16 protein-coding genes are annotated in these 15,362 nt (G+C 59.4%); 12 read left to right on the top strand and 4 right to left on the bottom strand.

The annotated features are described in order from the left end of the window. Nucleotides 1–9: 9 nt before the first annotated feature. A complete protein-coding gene (locus B0W55_RS12265; RefSeq protein ID WP_077046265.1) occupies nucleotides 10–312 on the bottom strand; it encodes a hypothetical protein in 303 nt (100 codons plus the stop codon). 228 nt (nucleotides 313–540) lie between these two features. Here B0W55_RS12265 and B0W55_RS12260 point away from each other — a divergent pair, with 228 nt between their 5' ends. The 3 genes from B0W55_RS12260 to B0W55_RS12250 all read left to right on the top strand — a co-directional run bounded on the left by B0W55_RS12260 (nucleotide 541) and on the right by B0W55_RS12250 (nucleotide 4,191). Next, complete coding sequence (locus B0W55_RS12260; protein ID WP_077046264.1) at nucleotides 541–1,599, top strand: PA0069 family radical SAM protein; 1,059 nt, start codon at nucleotides 541–543, stop codon at nucleotides 1,597–1,599. Nucleotides 1,600–1,842: 243 nt separating this feature from the next. Beyond that, on the top strand, nucleotides 1,843–2,574 hold the full coding sequence (locus B0W55_RS12255) for a carbonic anhydrase (protein WP_077046263.1): 732 nt from the start codon (nucleotides 1,843–1,845) through the stop codon (nucleotides 2,572–2,574). Nucleotides 2,575–2,664: 90 nt separating this feature from the next. Further along, a complete protein-coding gene (locus B0W55_RS12250) occupies nucleotides 2,665–4,191 on the top strand; it encodes a SulP family inorganic anion transporter (protein WP_077046262.1) in 1,527 nt (508 codons plus the stop codon). A gap of 120 nt (nucleotides 4,192–4,311) precedes the next feature. Here the strand turns inward: B0W55_RS12250 and B0W55_RS12245 are convergent, their stop codons facing one another. Next, on the bottom strand, nucleotides 4,312–4,962 hold the full coding sequence (locus tag B0W55_RS12245; protein ID WP_077046261.1) for a hypothetical protein: 651 nt from the start codon (nucleotides 4,960–4,962) through the stop codon (nucleotides 4,312–4,314). Nucleotides 4,963–5,332: 370 nt separating this feature from the next. On the opposite strand from B0W55_RS12245, the gene coxB reads away from it, so the two are divergent. The 4 genes from coxB (at nucleotide 5,333) to B0W55_RS12225 (ending at nucleotide 9,723) form a co-directional block, all read left to right on the top strand. After that, the gene (coxB, locus tag B0W55_RS12240; protein ID WP_077046260.1) at nucleotides 5,333–6,460 is read left to right on the top strand and encodes a cytochrome c oxidase subunit II; all 1,128 of its coding nucleotides are present in this window, start codon (nucleotides 5,333–5,335) and stop codon (nucleotides 6,458–6,460) included. 82 nt (nucleotides 6,461–6,542) lie between these two features. After that, nucleotides 6,543–8,129: a cytochrome c oxidase subunit I gene (ctaD, locus tag B0W55_RS12235; protein ID WP_077046259.1), complete on the top strand. Its 1,587-nt coding sequence runs from the start codon at nucleotides 6,543–6,545 to the stop codon at nucleotides 8,127–8,129. A gap of 129 nt (nucleotides 8,130–8,258) precedes the next feature. Further along, on the top strand, nucleotides 8,259–8,810 hold the full coding sequence (locus tag B0W55_RS12230; RefSeq protein WP_077046258.1) for a cytochrome c oxidase assembly protein: 552 nt from the start codon (nucleotides 8,259–8,261) through the stop codon (nucleotides 8,808–8,810). Nucleotides 8,811–8,835: 25 nt separating this feature from the next. Further along, nucleotides 8,836–9,723 (top strand): cytochrome c oxidase subunit 3, encoded by an 888-nt coding sequence (locus tag B0W55_RS12225; RefSeq protein ID WP_077046257.1) that lies wholly within the window; start codon nucleotides 8,836–8,838, stop codon nucleotides 9,721–9,723. A 3-nt stretch (nucleotides 9,724–9,726) separates the two neighbouring features. Here the strand turns inward: B0W55_RS12225 and B0W55_RS12220 are convergent, their stop codons facing one another. Next, complete coding sequence (locus B0W55_RS12220) at nucleotides 9,727–9,930, bottom strand: twin transmembrane helix small protein (RefSeq protein ID WP_077046256.1); 204 nt, start codon at nucleotides 9,928–9,930, stop codon at nucleotides 9,727–9,729. A gap of 71 nt (nucleotides 9,931–10,001) precedes the next feature. On the opposite strand from B0W55_RS12220, the gene B0W55_RS12215 reads away from it, so the two are divergent. From B0W55_RS12215 to B0W55_RS12195, 5 genes are read left to right on the top strand one after another with little or no spacing between them, the layout of a single operon-like run. Beyond that, a complete protein-coding gene (locus B0W55_RS12215; RefSeq protein WP_077046255.1) occupies nucleotides 10,002–10,742 on the top strand; it encodes an SURF1 family protein in 741 nt (246 codons plus the stop codon). Beyond that, nucleotides 10,708–11,301 (top strand): hypothetical protein, encoded by a 594-nt coding sequence (locus B0W55_RS12210; protein ID WP_077046254.1) that lies wholly within the window; start codon nucleotides 10,708–10,710, stop codon nucleotides 11,299–11,301. The genes B0W55_RS12215 and B0W55_RS12210 overlap by 35 nt, the downstream gene beginning before the upstream one ends. Before the next feature lie 10 nt (nucleotides 11,302–11,311). Next, a complete protein-coding gene (locus B0W55_RS12205; protein ID WP_077046253.1) occupies nucleotides 11,312–12,385 on the top strand; it encodes a heme A synthase in 1,074 nt (357 codons plus the stop codon). Continuing rightward, nucleotides 12,373–13,272 (top strand): heme o synthase, encoded by a 900-nt coding sequence (gene cyoE, locus B0W55_RS12200; RefSeq protein ID WP_077046252.1) that lies wholly within the window; start codon nucleotides 12,373–12,375, stop codon nucleotides 13,270–13,272. Before B0W55_RS12205 ends, cyoE begins: the two co-directional genes overlap by 13 nt. Continuing rightward, nucleotides 13,269–13,904: an SCO family protein gene (locus tag B0W55_RS12195; protein WP_077046251.1), complete on the top strand. Its 636-nt coding sequence runs from the start codon at nucleotides 13,269–13,271 to the stop codon at nucleotides 13,902–13,904. Before cyoE ends, B0W55_RS12195 begins: the two co-directional genes overlap by 4 nt. Before the next feature lie 157 nt (nucleotides 13,905–14,061). Here the strand turns inward: B0W55_RS12195 and B0W55_RS12190 are convergent, their stop codons facing one another. Beyond that, entirely contained in the window at nucleotides 14,062–15,147 is a 1,086-nt protein-coding gene (locus tag B0W55_RS12190) for an RHS repeat-associated core domain-containing protein (protein ID WP_077046250.1), read from the bottom strand. Between the last annotated feature and the right edge of the window lie 215 nt (nucleotides 15,148–15,362).

Here is a 15,362-nt window from a genome sequence, read left to right as displayed (position 1 = left end):
GTTTACCCATCAGGGATTGATTATCTTTGAATAAGCTTTTGCCAGTCCGATCAATATCGCCTTGTCTTGCAGATCAATATCGCCATCACCGTCCGCATCCACACTCGCCCTGATCGTGAAGGTGGCGCCGCCGTCATTGGATACGGCCTCAAGGGCCGTGGAGTCGAGCAAGGAACAGGTGACATCGCGGTTTACTGGATCGTAACCTTCTTCCTTGAGTGCGAACTGCATGCAAACCCTGACTTCTTTTGGATTAACCATGGTCGGGCGCATTAGTTGAAGAAACACCCCACGTTGATTGTAAGTCGACATTATTTAAATCCTTTTAATAATGAATACACGACACTTTCGTGTGCCAGCAATGTTACTGATGAGATGGGATAACACGACGAACCATATGTTTCTCGCCATGACATCCATACTTCGGAACAGCCCGCGAAGTTCGGCCATTGCCAGCAGTTGAATCCTTCAGCCGAACGGCACTGGTCGAGCGGCCGAACCTCGGATACTGTATGCATATACAGCTTAAGGATTGCGCCGATGTCAACCCCACTGCCCCCTCGCGGTCGCGGCACCGCGACCAATCCGCACAACCGCTTCGCCCCCCATCGCTCGGTGGCCGAGGACGACGGCTGGTACCAGGAAGTGCCGATGACTCAGGGCACCGAGGTGCAAATCGAGACTGCCAAGACCATCATCACCCGCAACAACTCGCCGGACCTGCCCTTCGATCGCTCGATCAACCCATACCGCGGTTGCGAACATGGCTGCATCTATTGTTATGCGCGCCCCAGCCACGCCTACTGGGACATGTCGCCAGGGCTGGATTTCGAAACCCGGCTGATCGCCAAGACCAACGCCGTGGACGTGCTGGAACAACAGCTGTCCAAGCGCGGTTATCAATGTGCGCCGATCAATCTGGGCTCCAATACCGATCCCTATCAGCCCATCGAACGTGAATACAAACTCACCCGGCAAACCCTGGAAGTGCTGCTGCGTTATCGCCACCCGGTAACCATCGTTACCAAGGGTTCGCTGATCCTGCGTGATCTGGACCTGCTCACCGAACTGGCCCAACAGCGGCTGGTGGCGGTGATGATCAGCCTGACCAGCCTGGACGACGAACTCAAACGTATTCTCGAACCCCGCGCGGCAGCCCCCAAGGCTCGCTTGCGGGCGATCAGGGTCATGCGCGACGCCGGCATACCGGTGGGCGTACTGTGTTCTCCGATGATTCCGATGATCAACGACAGCGAGCTTGAAAGCCTGCTCACCGAAGCCCACGCCGCCGGTGCGCAAAGCGCGGCCTACATGATGTTGCGCCTGCCGTTGGAAGTGGCACCGCTGTTCGAAGAATGGCTGGCCGCCCATTATCCGCAACGGGCCGCCCATGTGCTGAGCCTGATGCGCCAGAGCCGCGGCGGTGAACTATACGACAGTCGCTTCGGCGCACGGATGCGCGGCGAAGGCCCGTTTGCCGACCTGCTGGCGCAGCGCTTTGCCAAGACCATCAAGCGCCTGGGGCTCAATCGCCGGGAGGGCTTCAACCTGGACTGCGACGCCTTCTGTCCGCCGGGTCGCCAAATGTCGTTGATTTGAGGACAATTGACCTATGGTTGAGTACTGGGAAAGCAGCGTCACCAGTAGGCCGGTCACGTTTTTTGTGACCTGGAACACACGTTCTAGAGCCTTCCATTCAGTTTGAGTTAAGATTCGGCCGCTACCTTGTTCATCGAGTGACTGACGGGTCGAGCCTCATGACCTGGATGTTTTTTAACCAGCCACTGGCTTCACACCGGACAATACGGGACAACACCCTGAGCCCGCCAAAGAGGATGAATCATGAGTGACAAGGATAAACAGCCGTTGGCTGCGTCGGCTTGCGCACAACCTGTAGCGGAATCCGCCGATGCAGCGTTGAAGCATATCGTCGACGGCTTTTTGCATTTTCATCATGAGGTCTTTCCGCAGCAGGAAGAACTCTTCAAGAAACTCGCCACGGCGCAACAGCCGCGAGCGATGTTCATTACCTGCGCCGACTCGCGCATCGTGCCCGAACTCATCACCCACAGCTCCCCTGGCGACCTGTTCGTGACCCGCAACGTCGGCAACGTCGTACCGCCCTACGGTCAAATGAACGGCGGTGTTTCCACCGCCATCGAGTACGCGGTGCTGGCGCTGGGCGTGCAGCACATCATCATCTGCGGCCATTCCGATTGCGGCGCGATGCGTGCGGTGCTCAACCCCGACAGCCTGGAAAAAATGCCCACGGTCAAAGCCTGGTTGCGCCACGCCGAAGTGGCCAAGACCATGGTGCATGAAAACTGCCATTGCGCCGACGAAAACGAGACCATGCATATCCTCACCGAGGAAAATGTCATCGCTCAATTGCAGCACCTGCGCACCCATCCTTCGGTGGCCTCGCGCATGGCCAACGGTCATTTGTTCATCCATGGCTGGGTCTACGACATCGAAACCAGCGCAATCAAAGCCTACGACGCGGACCAGGGTCGTTTCCTGCCGCTCGACGGCAGCCTGCCGATTCCGGTGGCGACGCCTAAAGCGCGCTTCTAAATCCTCCTAAAAATCTGCCTGGTTTGACGCCGGCCGCTGTTTCAGCGGTCCGGCCTCGCCACGCCTGGAGAAAACTTCGGGAGAATCACCATGCGTGCCGCTCGACTCAAAGCTGTATTGCCACGGGAGCTGCTGGCTTCGGTGGTTGTGTTTCTGGTCGCCCTGCCCTTGTGCATGGGCATTGCCATCGCCTCGGGGCTGCCGCCTGCCAAAGGCTTGATTACCGGGATCGTCGGAGGCTTGATCGTGGGCTGGCTGGCGGGTTCGCCATTGCAAGTCAGCGGCCCTGCTGCAGGCCTGGCCGTGCTGGTGTTCGAACTGGTGCGCCAGCACGGCGTGGCCATGCTCGGGCCGATCCTGCTGCTGGCGGGGTTTCTGCAACTGCTGGCCGGGCGCTTCAAACTCGGCTGCTGGTTTCGGGTCACGGCCCCGGCGGTGGTGTACGGCATGCTCGCCGGGATTGGCGTGCTGATCGTGCTCTCACAAGTGCATGTGATGCTCGACGCCGCCCCCAAACCTTCGGGCCTGGATAACCTCACGGCGTTCCCTGGTGCGGTGGCCCAGGCGCTGCCTTCGTTTGGCTGGCAGGCGGGCCTGCTGGGGCTTTCGACCATCGCGGTGATGTGGCTGTGGGAGAAATTTCGCCCCCAGTCGCTGCGCTTCGTTCCCGGCGCCTTGCTGGGGGTGGGTCTGGCGACCGTCGCCAGTCTGTTGCTGGCGTTGCCGGTCAAGCGCGTGGAGGTCCCGGCGAATCTGGCAGAGGCGATCGACTGGCTGAAACCGGCCGACCTGCTCAACCTCGCCGACCCCACGCTGCTGATCGCCGCGTTCGCCGTGGCGTTCATCGCCAGTGCTGAAACACTGCTATCCGCCGCCGCCGTGGACCGCATGCACAGCGGCCAGCGTTCGGACTTCGACCGTGAGCTGTCGGCGCAAGGGGTCGGCAACATGCTCTGCGGGGTGCTCGGTGCACTGCCGATGACCGGGGTGATCGTGCGCAGTTCGGCGAACGTCCAGGCCGGCGCCACTACCCGCTATTCGACGATTTTCCACGGCCTCTGGCTGCTGGGATTCGTGTTGCTGCTGTCGAGCGTGCTGCAACGCATTCCGGTGGCGAGCCTGGCTGGCGTGCTGGTCTACACCGGTTTCAAACTGGTAGACCTCAAGGCCTTTCGCGGCTTGGGCCGCTACGGCCGGATGCCGATGTTCACCTACGCGGCAACAGCCCTGGCGATCATCTTCACTGACTTGCTGACCGGTGTATTGGTTGGTTTCGGCTTGACCCTGGTGAAGCTGGCGCTGAAGGCCTCACGCTTGAAAATCAGCCTGATCGACCTGCCCCGGGACGGTGAAATGGAGTTGCGCCTGGTGGGGGCGGCGACGTTTCTGAAAGTCCCGGCGCTGACCCGGGTACTGGGCAGCATTGCCCCGGGCACGACGGTGCATGTGCCGCTCAATCACCTGAGCTACATCGATCACTCGTGTCTGGAGTTGCTGGAGGAATGGGGTCGGGCGAACGCGGCCAAGGGTTCGAAGCTGTTGATCGAGTCCCGGGGGTTGAAGCGCAGGCTGGAGGGGCGGGTGCGGACCAATACCGGCATAGGCGCGGCTGGCTGAGCCCCCCCTGTGGGAGCGGGCTTGCTCGCGAAAGCGGTGTGTCATCAACGTTGATGTCGACTGACATGACGCCTTCGCGAGCAAGCCCGCTCCCACATTTGGACGGGGTTGTCCTTTGGATCAGGCCACGGTCTGATCCAGTTCCAGGCCCACACCCAAGCGCCGGGACATGCACGGCCAGCGTTTCCACGCGGCGCCGGTGTCCGGGCTGCTGAGTTTCTCGCGGTAGGCTTCCACCGACTCCAGCGCAAAGCTGTCGTCGTTGAGCATTTCGTCCACGGCGTGATGCACCGCCTCGTCCAATTGGTTGGCAAATTCCTCACCGATCAACTGGTGAGCAATCAGATTGGCGACCGTCATGTCCAAAGGGATCAGTGGCTGGCCGAAATGCTTGATGTACAAATCGTTGACCTCTTCGACGAATCGGTGCGCCAGATACGCTTCGTCCAGCAGGCTGTCGAGCCCGACGTGCCCGGCCATGATCGCCGGCGGCTGAAGGAAATACTGCTCGGCGATTTTCAGCACCGGTTTGATCTGTGACTCGATGCCCGCTTCCCTGGCGACTTCATTGGCTGCTTCCAGCAGATCCGGTACTTCGTCGATGTAGGCGGCGACAAAACGTGTCAGCACACCGTTGGCGTCCGCTTCCGGCAATTGGATGGCCGGGTGTAGATGAGGCAGTTTGCTTTCCAGCTGACGGGTCAACAGGCCCGTCTCGGCTTCGTGTTGTTGGGCTTTTTGGATCTGCTCGCGCAATGCGGCGGTGTTCATGAAAACTCCAGGAAACAAGGCAATGAAATAGGGAAGACATAACTTAGCTGGCTTGCGAAAAATGCTAAGACGCATTTGTCATAATTGTTTCATCCTTGAGACGCCGGCGTTATATCGGTTTGCCACCACTCGTCTGCATCCTTCTCCATTCGTGACCTGCAACGCAAGTTAATGCTGTTTCACATGATTTACGCCTTCACATTGCGAGGTGAGAGTCGCTGTCTATACTCGCTCATGAATGGAGTTAGCTGATGACGCCCGACTGCACACGCAGCAAGGCCCGGCAATTCAAGTTCGTAGTCTGATGCAGCCGCTCCCTTGCCGCAGGTGAAAGCCGGCGGGATAAAAAGAACGATAAGGGGAACCCGCAATGATGCGACATCCACATGTCTGGATGGGCCTCCTGTTGTGGTCGATTTTCAGCCCGGCGCACGCTGCCTGGACTGTGAATATGGCGCCTGGAGCGACTGAAATCAGTCACGCTGTTTTTGACCTGCACATGACCATTTTCTGGATCTGTGTAGTGATCGGCATCATCGTCTTCGGCGCCATGTTCTGGTCGATGATTCTGCATCGCCGCTCGACCGGGCAGGTCGCCGCAAAATTTCATGAAAGCACCACCGTCGAAATCCTCTGGACCATCGTGCCCTTCCTGATCCTGGTGGCCATGGCGGTTCCGGCGACGGCGACCCTGATCAAGATGTACGACGCCAGTGAGCCGGACATCGATATCCAGGTCACCGGCTATCAGTGGAAGTGGCACTACAAATACCTGGGCCAGGACGTCGAGTTCTTCAGCAACCTGGCCACCCCCGCCGATCAGATCCACAACAAGGAAACCAAGGGCGAGCACTACTTGCTCGAGGTCGACAAGCCGCTGGTGCTGCCCGTTGGCGCCAAGGTTCGCTTCCTGGTGACCTCGGCGGACGTGATCCATTCCTGGTGGGTGCCGGCCTTTGCGGTCAAGCGCGATGCGATCCCGGGGTTCGTCAACGAAGCCTGGACCCGCATCGAAAAACCCGGCCTGTACCGTGGCCAGTGCGCCGAGCTGTGCGGCAAGGATCACGGGTTCATGCCGATCGTGGTCGACGTCAAGGAAAAGGCCGATTACGACAAGTGGCTGGCCGATCGCAAGGCTGAAGCAGCGCAACTCAAAGAGCTGACCAGCAAGGAATGGACGCTGGACGAGCTCAAGGAGCGCGGCGACAAGATCTATCACACCACCTGCGTGGCCTGTCACCAGGCTGAAGGGCAGGGCCTGCCGCCGATGTTCCCGGCCCTCAAGGGCTCGAAAATCGCCACCGGACCGAAAGAGGGCCACCTGAGCATTGTCTTCCACGGCAAGCCCGGCACCGCCATGGCGGCGTTCGGCAAGCAGCTGTCGGAAGTCGATATCGCGGCGGTCGTGACCTACGAACGCAACGCCTGGGGCAACAACAAGGGCGACATGGTCACTCCCAAAGAAGTGCTGGAGCTGAAACAGGCGGAAAGCAAATGACCCGGTCTATTGCGTACACCAGCAACCGGTCGAGGCAAGGCGCCTCGACCCGCCCAGCCCATCCGTTGACAGGAGACAAGCCATGAGCGCCGTCATCGATGACCACGGTCATGCCGACCACGCCCACGGCCCCGCCAAAGGCCTGATGCGCTGGGTACTGACCACCAACCACAAGGACATCGGCACGCTGTACCTGTGGTTCGCGTTCTCCATGTTCCTGCTCGGCGGCTCGTTCGCGATGGTGATTCGCGCCGAGCTGTTCCAGCCGGGGCTGCAAATCGTCCAGCCGGAATTCTTCAACCAGATGACCACCATGCACGGCCTGGTGATGGTCTTCGGTGCAGTGATGCCGGCCTTCGTCGGCCTGGCCAACTGGATGGTGCCGCTGATGATCGGCGCGCCGGACATGGCCCTGCCGCGCATGAACAACTTCAGCTTCTGGCTGTTGCCGGCGGCGTTTTTGCTGCTGGTGTCGACGCTGTTCATGCCCGGTGGCGGTCCGAACTTTGGCTGGACGTTCTACGCCCCGCTGTCGACCACTTATGCGCCGCAAAGCGTGACCTTCTTCATCTTCGCCATTCACTTGATGGGGATCAGTTCGATCATGGGTGCGATCAACGTGATCGCCACCATCCTCAACCTGCGCGCCCCCGGCATGACCCTGATGAAAATGCCGCTGTTCGTCTGGACCTGGCTGATCACCGCGTTCCTGCTGATCGCGGTGATGCCGGTGCTGGCCGGGTGCGTGACGATGATGCTGATGGACATCCACTTCGGCACCAGTTTCTTCAGTGCCGCCGGTGGCGGGGACCCGGTCCTGTTCCAGCACGTGTTCTGGTTCTTCGGCCACCCCGAGGTGTACATCATGATCCTGCCGGCCTTCGGCGCGGTCAGCTCGATCATCCCGACCTTCTCGCGCAAGCCACTGTTCGGCTACACCTCGATGGTCTACGCCACGGCGAGCATCGCGTTCCTGTCGTTCATCGTCTGGGCGCACCATATGTTCGTAGTGGGCATTCCGTTGGTGGGCGAACTGTTCTTCATGTACGCCACGCTGCTGATCGCCGTTCCGACCGGTGTGAAGGTGTTCAACTGGGCCAGCACCATGTGGCAAGGCTCACTGACCTTCGAGACGCCGATGCTGTTCGCGGTGGCGTTCGTGATCCTGTTCTCCATCGGCGGTTTCTCCGGGTTGATGCTGGCCATCGCCCCGGCGGACTTCCAGTACCAGGACACCTACTTCGTGGTCGCGCACTTCCACTACGTGCTGGTGCCGGGGGCGATCTTCGGGATCTTCGCCTCGGCCTACTACTGGATGCCGAAGTGGACCGGCCACATGTACGACGAAACCCTCGGCAAGCTGCATTTCTGGCTGTCGTTCATCGGCATGAACATGGCCTTCTTCCCGATGCACTTCGTGGGGCTGGCGGGCATGCCGCGGCGGATTCCGGACTACAACCTGCAGTTCGCCGACTTCAACATGGTGTCGTCGATCGGCGCGTTCATGTTTGGTACCACGCAGCTGTTCTTCCTGTTCATCGTGATCAAGACCATCCGCGGCGGCCCGCCAGCACCAGCCAAGCCATGGGATGGGGCCGAAGGCCTGGAGTGGAGCATCCCGTCACCGGCGCCGTATCACACCTTCACCACGCCGCCGGAAGTGAAATGAATACGCCATTCCCTGTGGGAGCGGGCTTGCTCGCGAAAGCGCTTCATCATTCAACGGAAAAGTTGACTGACCGGATGCATTCGCGAGCAAGCCCGCTCCCACAAGGGGAATCGGTGGAGGGCAGTAATCATGGCTGACTCGATTTCAATGAAGAAACTCGTCACCCGCCTGCTGCTGGTGGTGGTGGCGATGTTTGTCTTCGGGTTTGCCCTGGTGCCGATCTACGACGTGATGTGCAAGGCGTTCGGCATCAACGGCAAGACCGCCGGGCAGTACGAAGGCGAGCAGACGGTCGACACCTCGCGCCAGGTGCGCGTGCAGTTTCTGTCGACCAACACCGCTGACATGCCTTGGGATTTCTACCCCAAGGGCGCCGAGCTGACGGCCAATCCGGGAGCAGTGAACGAAATGATTTTCGTGGCGCACAACCCCACGGACCGGCCGATGAGTGCCCAGGCCGTGCCGAGCATCGCGCCCAGCACCGCGGCGGCGTATTTCCACAAGACCGAATGTTTCTGCTTTACCCAGCAAGTGCTGCAGCCCGGTGAACGAATAGAAATGCCGGTGCGTTTCATTGTCGACCGGGACATGCCCAAGGATGTGAAGCACCTGACGCTGTCCTACACGCTGTTCGATATCACCGCCCGACATCCACCGGTAGCCGTAAACACTGGCGGTTGAGCGTGCCCGATAAGGAGAACAATAAATGGCAACTCATGAACATTATTACGTCCCGGCCCAGAGCAAATGGCCGATCATCGCCACGATCGGGATGTTCGTCACGGTGTTCGGCCTGGCCACCTGGTTCAACGACCTGAAGGCGGCGCGGCCCGAATCCCACGGCCCGCTGATCTTTTTCGTCGGTGGCCTGTTGCTGGCCTACATGCTGTTCGGCTGGTTCGGCACCGTGATCAAGGAAGGTCGCGCCGGGCTCTACAGCGCGCAGATGGATCGCTCGTTCCGCTGGGGCATGAGCTGGTTCATTTTCTCGGAGGTGATGTTCTTCATCGCCTTCTTCGGCGCGCTGTTTTACGTACGCCACGTGTCCGGTCCGGCCCTCGGTGGCGAAGGCCCGAAAGGCATCGCGCACATGCTCTGGCCGAACTTCGAATTCGTCTGGCCGTTGCTGAACAACCCGGACTCGAAACTGTTCCCGCCGCCCAAGGAGGTCATCAGCCCCTGGGGCCTGCCGCTGCTCAACACCGTGCTGCTGGTGAGCTCCAGCGTCACCGTGACCATCGCTCACCACGCCTTGAAGAAGGGCCATCGCGGCGCCTTGAAACTGTGGCTGGCGATCACCGTGCTGCTGGGCTGCGCGTTCCTCGGCTTTCAGGCCGAAGAGTACATGCACGCCTACCACGAACTGGGCCTGACCCTGGGCTCGGGTATCTACGGCGCGACGTTTTTCATGCTCACCGGGTTCCACGGGGCCCACGTGACCATCGGCACCATCATCCTGTTCGTGATGCTGATGCGGATCATGCGCGGGCACTTCGACAACGACCATCAATTCGGCTTCGAGGCAGCGAGTTGGTATTGGCACTTCGTGGACGTGGTGTGGATCGGGTTGTTCGTTTTCGTCTACGTGCTCTAACGCTTACCAGGGCGCATGCGACACCAACTGGCCGCTGAAGAAACCCCAGGCAATCAAGCCCACGGTCACGGCGGCCAAGGCGACACGGACACTCAAGGCAATGACGACGCGGTTTGAACGGCTGTCGTCCTTGACCAGAAAAAACAGGCCGCTGAACAGGCTGACAACCGTGGCAATCAGCATCAGGACGATGGCTGCTTTGAGCATGGTGGAACTCCGGGGGGACAAGCGATGCACTTGAGTATAGCTATCGCACTGACCGACTTTCTGGCCGCGCCATGAAGCGCTTTCGGCCGGGCGTTGTACCGACGCTGGTGGTCGCACTCTTGCTACCGCTGCTGGTGTCCCTCGGGTTCTGGCAGTTGAGCCGAGGCGCGGAGAAAAACGCGCTGCTGCACACCTACGCCGAACGCCGGGCCGCCGAGCCGATGGCCAGCACCGAATTGCTGCACACGGCAGATCCAGCCTTTCGCCGGGTCCATCTAAAAGGTCGGTTCGATGCCGCCCACAGCCTGTTGCTGGATAACCGTCAGCGCGGCGGCAAGGTCGGCGTCGAGTTGCTGCAACCCTTTGAGGATCAGGCGACAGGGCTGTGGCTGCTGGTCAATCGCGGCTGGTTGCCGTGGCCGGATCGCCGCACGCCGCCACAATTCGCGACGCCCAGCGAAGTGCTGAACATAGACGCCTGGGTCTATGTGTCCCCCGGCGCAGCCTTCCAGTTGCACGCCGACCCCAGCACCAGCACCTGGCCAAAACTGCTGACGGCCATCGACCCGAACGCCCTCTGGACCGCCCTGGACCGCGAGGGCTTCGCCTACGAATTACGCGCAGAACCGGGCACCGCGACCTACCAGGCCTATTGGCCGGTGGTTGCCATGGGCCCGGAAAAACACATCGCCTACGCCGTGCAGTGGTTTGCCATGTCGCTCGCCCTGCTCGGCCTCTATCTCTACCTCGGCTGGCACAACGCAAAGGAGAAACACCATGGGAGCGGCCATGAATCCACCCAGCATGTCTGAGGCCAAAACACCCGCGACGCGGCGCAAGGGACGCATTCAACTGCTGCTGATCCTGCTGGGGGTGATCGGCCCGATGATCCTCGCCACCGGCATGTACAAATTGCAGTTCTGGGTACCGGACGGTCGCAGCTATCACGGCGAGCTGATCGGCAACGGACAGACCCGCGCCGATCTCGGCGTGCAGGCCGACGAGCAACGCTGGCAGTTGCTGGTGACCGCGCCCAAAGCGTGCGCCGCAGACTGTCAGCAACTGGTCTACCTGGCGCGACAGATCCAGATCGGCCTGGGCCGCGAGGCCGGCCGGGCCAGTCACGCCATCGCCACGGCGCAGCCGCTGAGCGCCGATTACGACGCCAAACTGACCCGCGAATATCCGCAGTTGCAGCGCTACCCGCTGGACCTCGGCAGTTTCAGCAAAACCGCTGCAGACCCTGCGGCGCCGCAACTGTGGATCATCGATCCCCACGGCAATCTGGTGCTGCGCTACGACCCGTCGGTCAACGGCAAGGACCTGCTCAAGGACATGCAGCACCTGTTGAAACTGTCGAACATCGGATAAGGGCATCGTCATGGCCAAACCTGGATTTCGCCTCGCGCTGTTTGCCACCCTGCTGGCACTGATTGTGGTGTTGCTCGGTGCCTATACCCGTCTGACCCACGCCGGCCTCGGCTGCCCCGACTGGCCCGGCTGCTATGGCTTTATCAGCGTGCCGAAAAGCGAAGCCCAACTGGCCCATGCCGAATTGCATTTTCCGGACACCCCGGTCGAGGCCCACAAGGGCTGGAACGAGATGATCCATCGGTATTTCGCCGGCACCCTGGCGGTGCTGATTTCGCTGTTGGCCGCGCGGGCCTGGCTGCATCGGCGTCATCCCGGGCAACCGGTCAAGCTGCCGCTGTTCCTGCTGGGGGTGGTGTTCGCCCAGGCGGCCTTTGGCATGTGGACGGTCACGCTCAAGCTCTGGCCGCAGGTGGTGACCGGGCATTTGCTCGGTGGCTTTGCTACGTTGAGCCTGTTGTTTCTGCTGACATTGCGGCTGTCCGGCGTGCTGCCGGCACTGACCGTGCCCCGTCGCTTGCAGCATTGGGCGACCGCCGGGTTGCTGCTGGTGATCCTGCAAATCGCCCTGGGCGGCTGGGTCAGCTCCAACTATGCCGCCGTGGCCTGCATCGATTTCCCGACCTGCCACGGCCAATGGCTGCCCGCCGCCGACTTCGCCAACGGCTTTCACCTGACCCAACACATCGGCCCGAACTACCTCGGCGGGCAGTTGGACAGTGACGCGCGCACCGCGATTCACCTGACCCATCGCATCGGCGCGCTGCTGGTGACGCTGGTGTTGCTCGGCCTGGCCTGGCAACTGAAGGGGGTCGGCATGACCCGGCTCGCCGGCCTGGTGCTGGTGGCCCTCGCCGCGCAAATCACCCTGGGCATCAGCAACGTGCTGTTTCACCTGCCGCTGCCGGTGGCCGTGGCGCACAACGCCGGTGGCGCCGCACTGTTGCTGACTATGGTGCTGGTCAACTATCACGCGCGAACCAGCCTGGTCCGGGTCAAACAGCCGACGCGCTGGCGCTTCAGCCCGCGTAAACATTCAGCCGGGCCCATAACAATAAAAGGAGAGATGCCATGGCGATTCTGATCGGCGAACGTCCCAGCCAGGCGATCTGGCGCGACTACCTGGAACTGACCAAGCCCAAGGTGGTGGTGCTGATGCTCATCACTTCGCTGGTGGGGATGTTCCTGGCGACTCGCGCCGGGGTGCCGTGGACGGTGCTGGTGTTCGGCAACCTGGGCATCGCCTTGTGTGCCGGCGGCGCGGCGGCGGTCAATCATGTGGTGGACCGGCGGATCGACGCGGTAATGGCCCGCACCCATAAACGTCCCTTGGCCGAAGGGCGAGTCTCACCGGCCGCCGCGCTGACCTTTGCCCTGGTGCTGGCGCTGCTCGGCCAGGCCCTGCTGCTGGCATTCACCAACCCGCTGACGGCGTGGCTGACCCTCGCTTCGCTGCTCGGCTATGCGGTGGTCTACACCGGGTTTCTCAAGCGCGCGACGCCGCAGAACATCGTCATCGGCGGCCTCGCCGGCGCTGCCCCGCCGCTGCTCGGCTGGACCGCCGCCACGGGCCACGTCAGCGCCGAACCGCTGTTGCTGGTGCTGATCATCTTCGCCTGGACCCCGCCGCACTTCTGGGCCTTGGCGATCCATCGCAAAGAGGAATACGCCAAGGCCGACATCCCGATGCTGCCGGTGACCCACGGCGAGCATTACACCAAGGTGCATATCCTGCTTTATACCGGGGCGCTGCTGGCCGTGAGCCTGATGCCCTACGTGATCCACATGAGCGGCCTGCTCTACCTGATCTGCGCCATCGGCCTGGGCGCGCGGTTCCTGCAATGGGCTGTGGTGCTGTACCGTGGCACTCGGCCGCACGCGGCGATCAATACGTTCAAGTACTCTATCTACTACTTGTTCCTGCTGTTTATCGCCCTGCTCGTAGACCACTACTTATTGTTGAACCTATGACTCGAACCCAGAAAACCGTCTTCATCCTTGTCGCCCTGATCGCGCTGGTCCTGGGCCTGACCATCAATAAAGTGCTCTCCGGCAAAGGCCAGGGCGACCCGACAGCGCTGATCGATGCCGGCATCATCCTGCTGCCGCAAAGCCGCAATCTGCCGGACGTGAGCATGACCGATCAGGACGGCAAACCGGTGCAGGTCAACGAGCTCAAGGGCAAATGGAGCCTGCTGTTCTTCGGCTACACCTTCTGCCCGGACATCTGCCCGACCACCCTCGCGCAACTGCGCCAGATCAAGAGTGAACTGCCCAAAGAGGCTGTGGATAAACTGCAGATCATCCTGGTGAGCGTCGACCCTAACCGCGACACGCCCAAGCAGCTCAAGCAGTACCTGGGTTACTTCGACCCACAGTTCATCGGCCTGACGCCGACGTCGGTGGAAGAGCTGCAGAAAGTCGCCAACGCCGTGAGCATCCCGTTCATCCCGGCCGATACCAGCAAGCCCAACTACACGGTCGATCACAGCGGCAACCTCGCGGTGATCGGCCCGGACGGGACGCAACGCGGGTTTATTCGGGCGCCGTTGAATAACGTGAAGTTGGTGGCGCAGTTGCCGGTGATGCTTAACCGTAACTGAGGTCTCAACCTTTGGGGCTTAATAGAACGGAAGACTTGGAATGATGAGCCCTAAAGAAAATAGGTGGCAAGATGACAATTAATCTGTGTTCGGTCCTCTCTATATATTTTGCAAACCTTGTTTTTGCTTAAAGAAAGCTAGCTTATATAAAAATCAACTAAAACAAACGTATCAAAGTAATTTCCGCTCCCAGCCCCCGCAAATAGGCTCTCACAGGAAGCAATGTTTCAAAGGGGGCTCCATAATGACCAGTACGGTGATCAAGCTCAAAAACATTATTGCCGCGGTTGGTCACGTAACCTGCACTAACGATTCTTTGGCTTTTTGAATACTGGCTCAACACCGGATGACTCAGATAGTGATAATGCTTCGTGCCGGGAGAACCTCCGACAACTAGCTGGCGCTCATCGGTAAACACGAATTTGTAATTATAATTTTTTACAAGCGAATTTAAATCTTTTTGCGAGGAAATAGTTTTAGCTAGGCTTTTATTCATTTCATTTTGAAACTGATCAAACTCTCTATATTCGCTTCTGATAAATGCTGACAACTTATTTTCCAGAATATCTTGAGTCGCTCTTCCACTAGCCCTGCTACCTGAAAGCGTCCCTTTCGTACTTTTTAAATTAACTTTTTTTGCAGAATTAAGAAAATTCCTGGTGCCCTTATCGATTATACCCAACATTGAGTCAATCCCCCTCAACCAAGAAAATTTGCCAGTCGGATCCTCCCGATTAACCGGATCTCCCAAACAGTACGCATACGAATTTAATCCACCTTTCCCGAATGGACTTAAATTATCCGAATTATTAAACTGCATCAACAACGGACTAAACGCTCGATATCCGTTACCTAGCAAATAATTTTCTGTCGTTGGATCCCGCCATTCGCCGTTAAACCCCAGTGAACTTAATAAATGGCTTCCTGCCTGATGATATCCATAAGGCGAATAGTTAATGGGGGCTGAACGACTGACTTTGATCAACTGCAATAACGAGCGCATTTGATCTGTCGCGAGTAGCGAAATCTCGACGGAATCGTCCTGTTTGGTTTGCTGAGCTAAAAGTTGGTCATTGTGTTGGACAATTGACCGTCGCATCGCGCCTTGAAATTCCGTGGTCAACCGACTCTTATTATAGAACCGCTGAACTCCGCCACTCCTCGAAGGTGTCGTGCCGATCATTCGGTCTAACGGATCGTAGTGATACCGACATTGGACATCATCATTATCAGGGTTAGACATAAACTGAACTCCTGAAGGCTTTTGATCCAGGAAATTCAGTTTTGGTTAACAACGCTAATTTGTCTACTAGCAGATCTGCTAGGGTCGCATCTAACCGGTGGCGCAGTTGCCGGTGATGTTGAATCGTAAATAGTCTGAACAGCACACGACCCCTGTGGGAGCGGGCTTGCTCGCGAAGGCGGTGTGTCAGTCAATAATTACGCAGACTGACACAC

The sequence above is a fragment of the Pseudomonas sp. KK4 genome (assembly GCF_001984065.1).
Classification (GTDB): Bacteria; Pseudomonadota; Gammaproteobacteria; order Pseudomonadales; family Pseudomonadaceae; genus Aquipseudomonas.
This window is presented reverse-complemented; position numbering and strand designations above follow the sequence as displayed.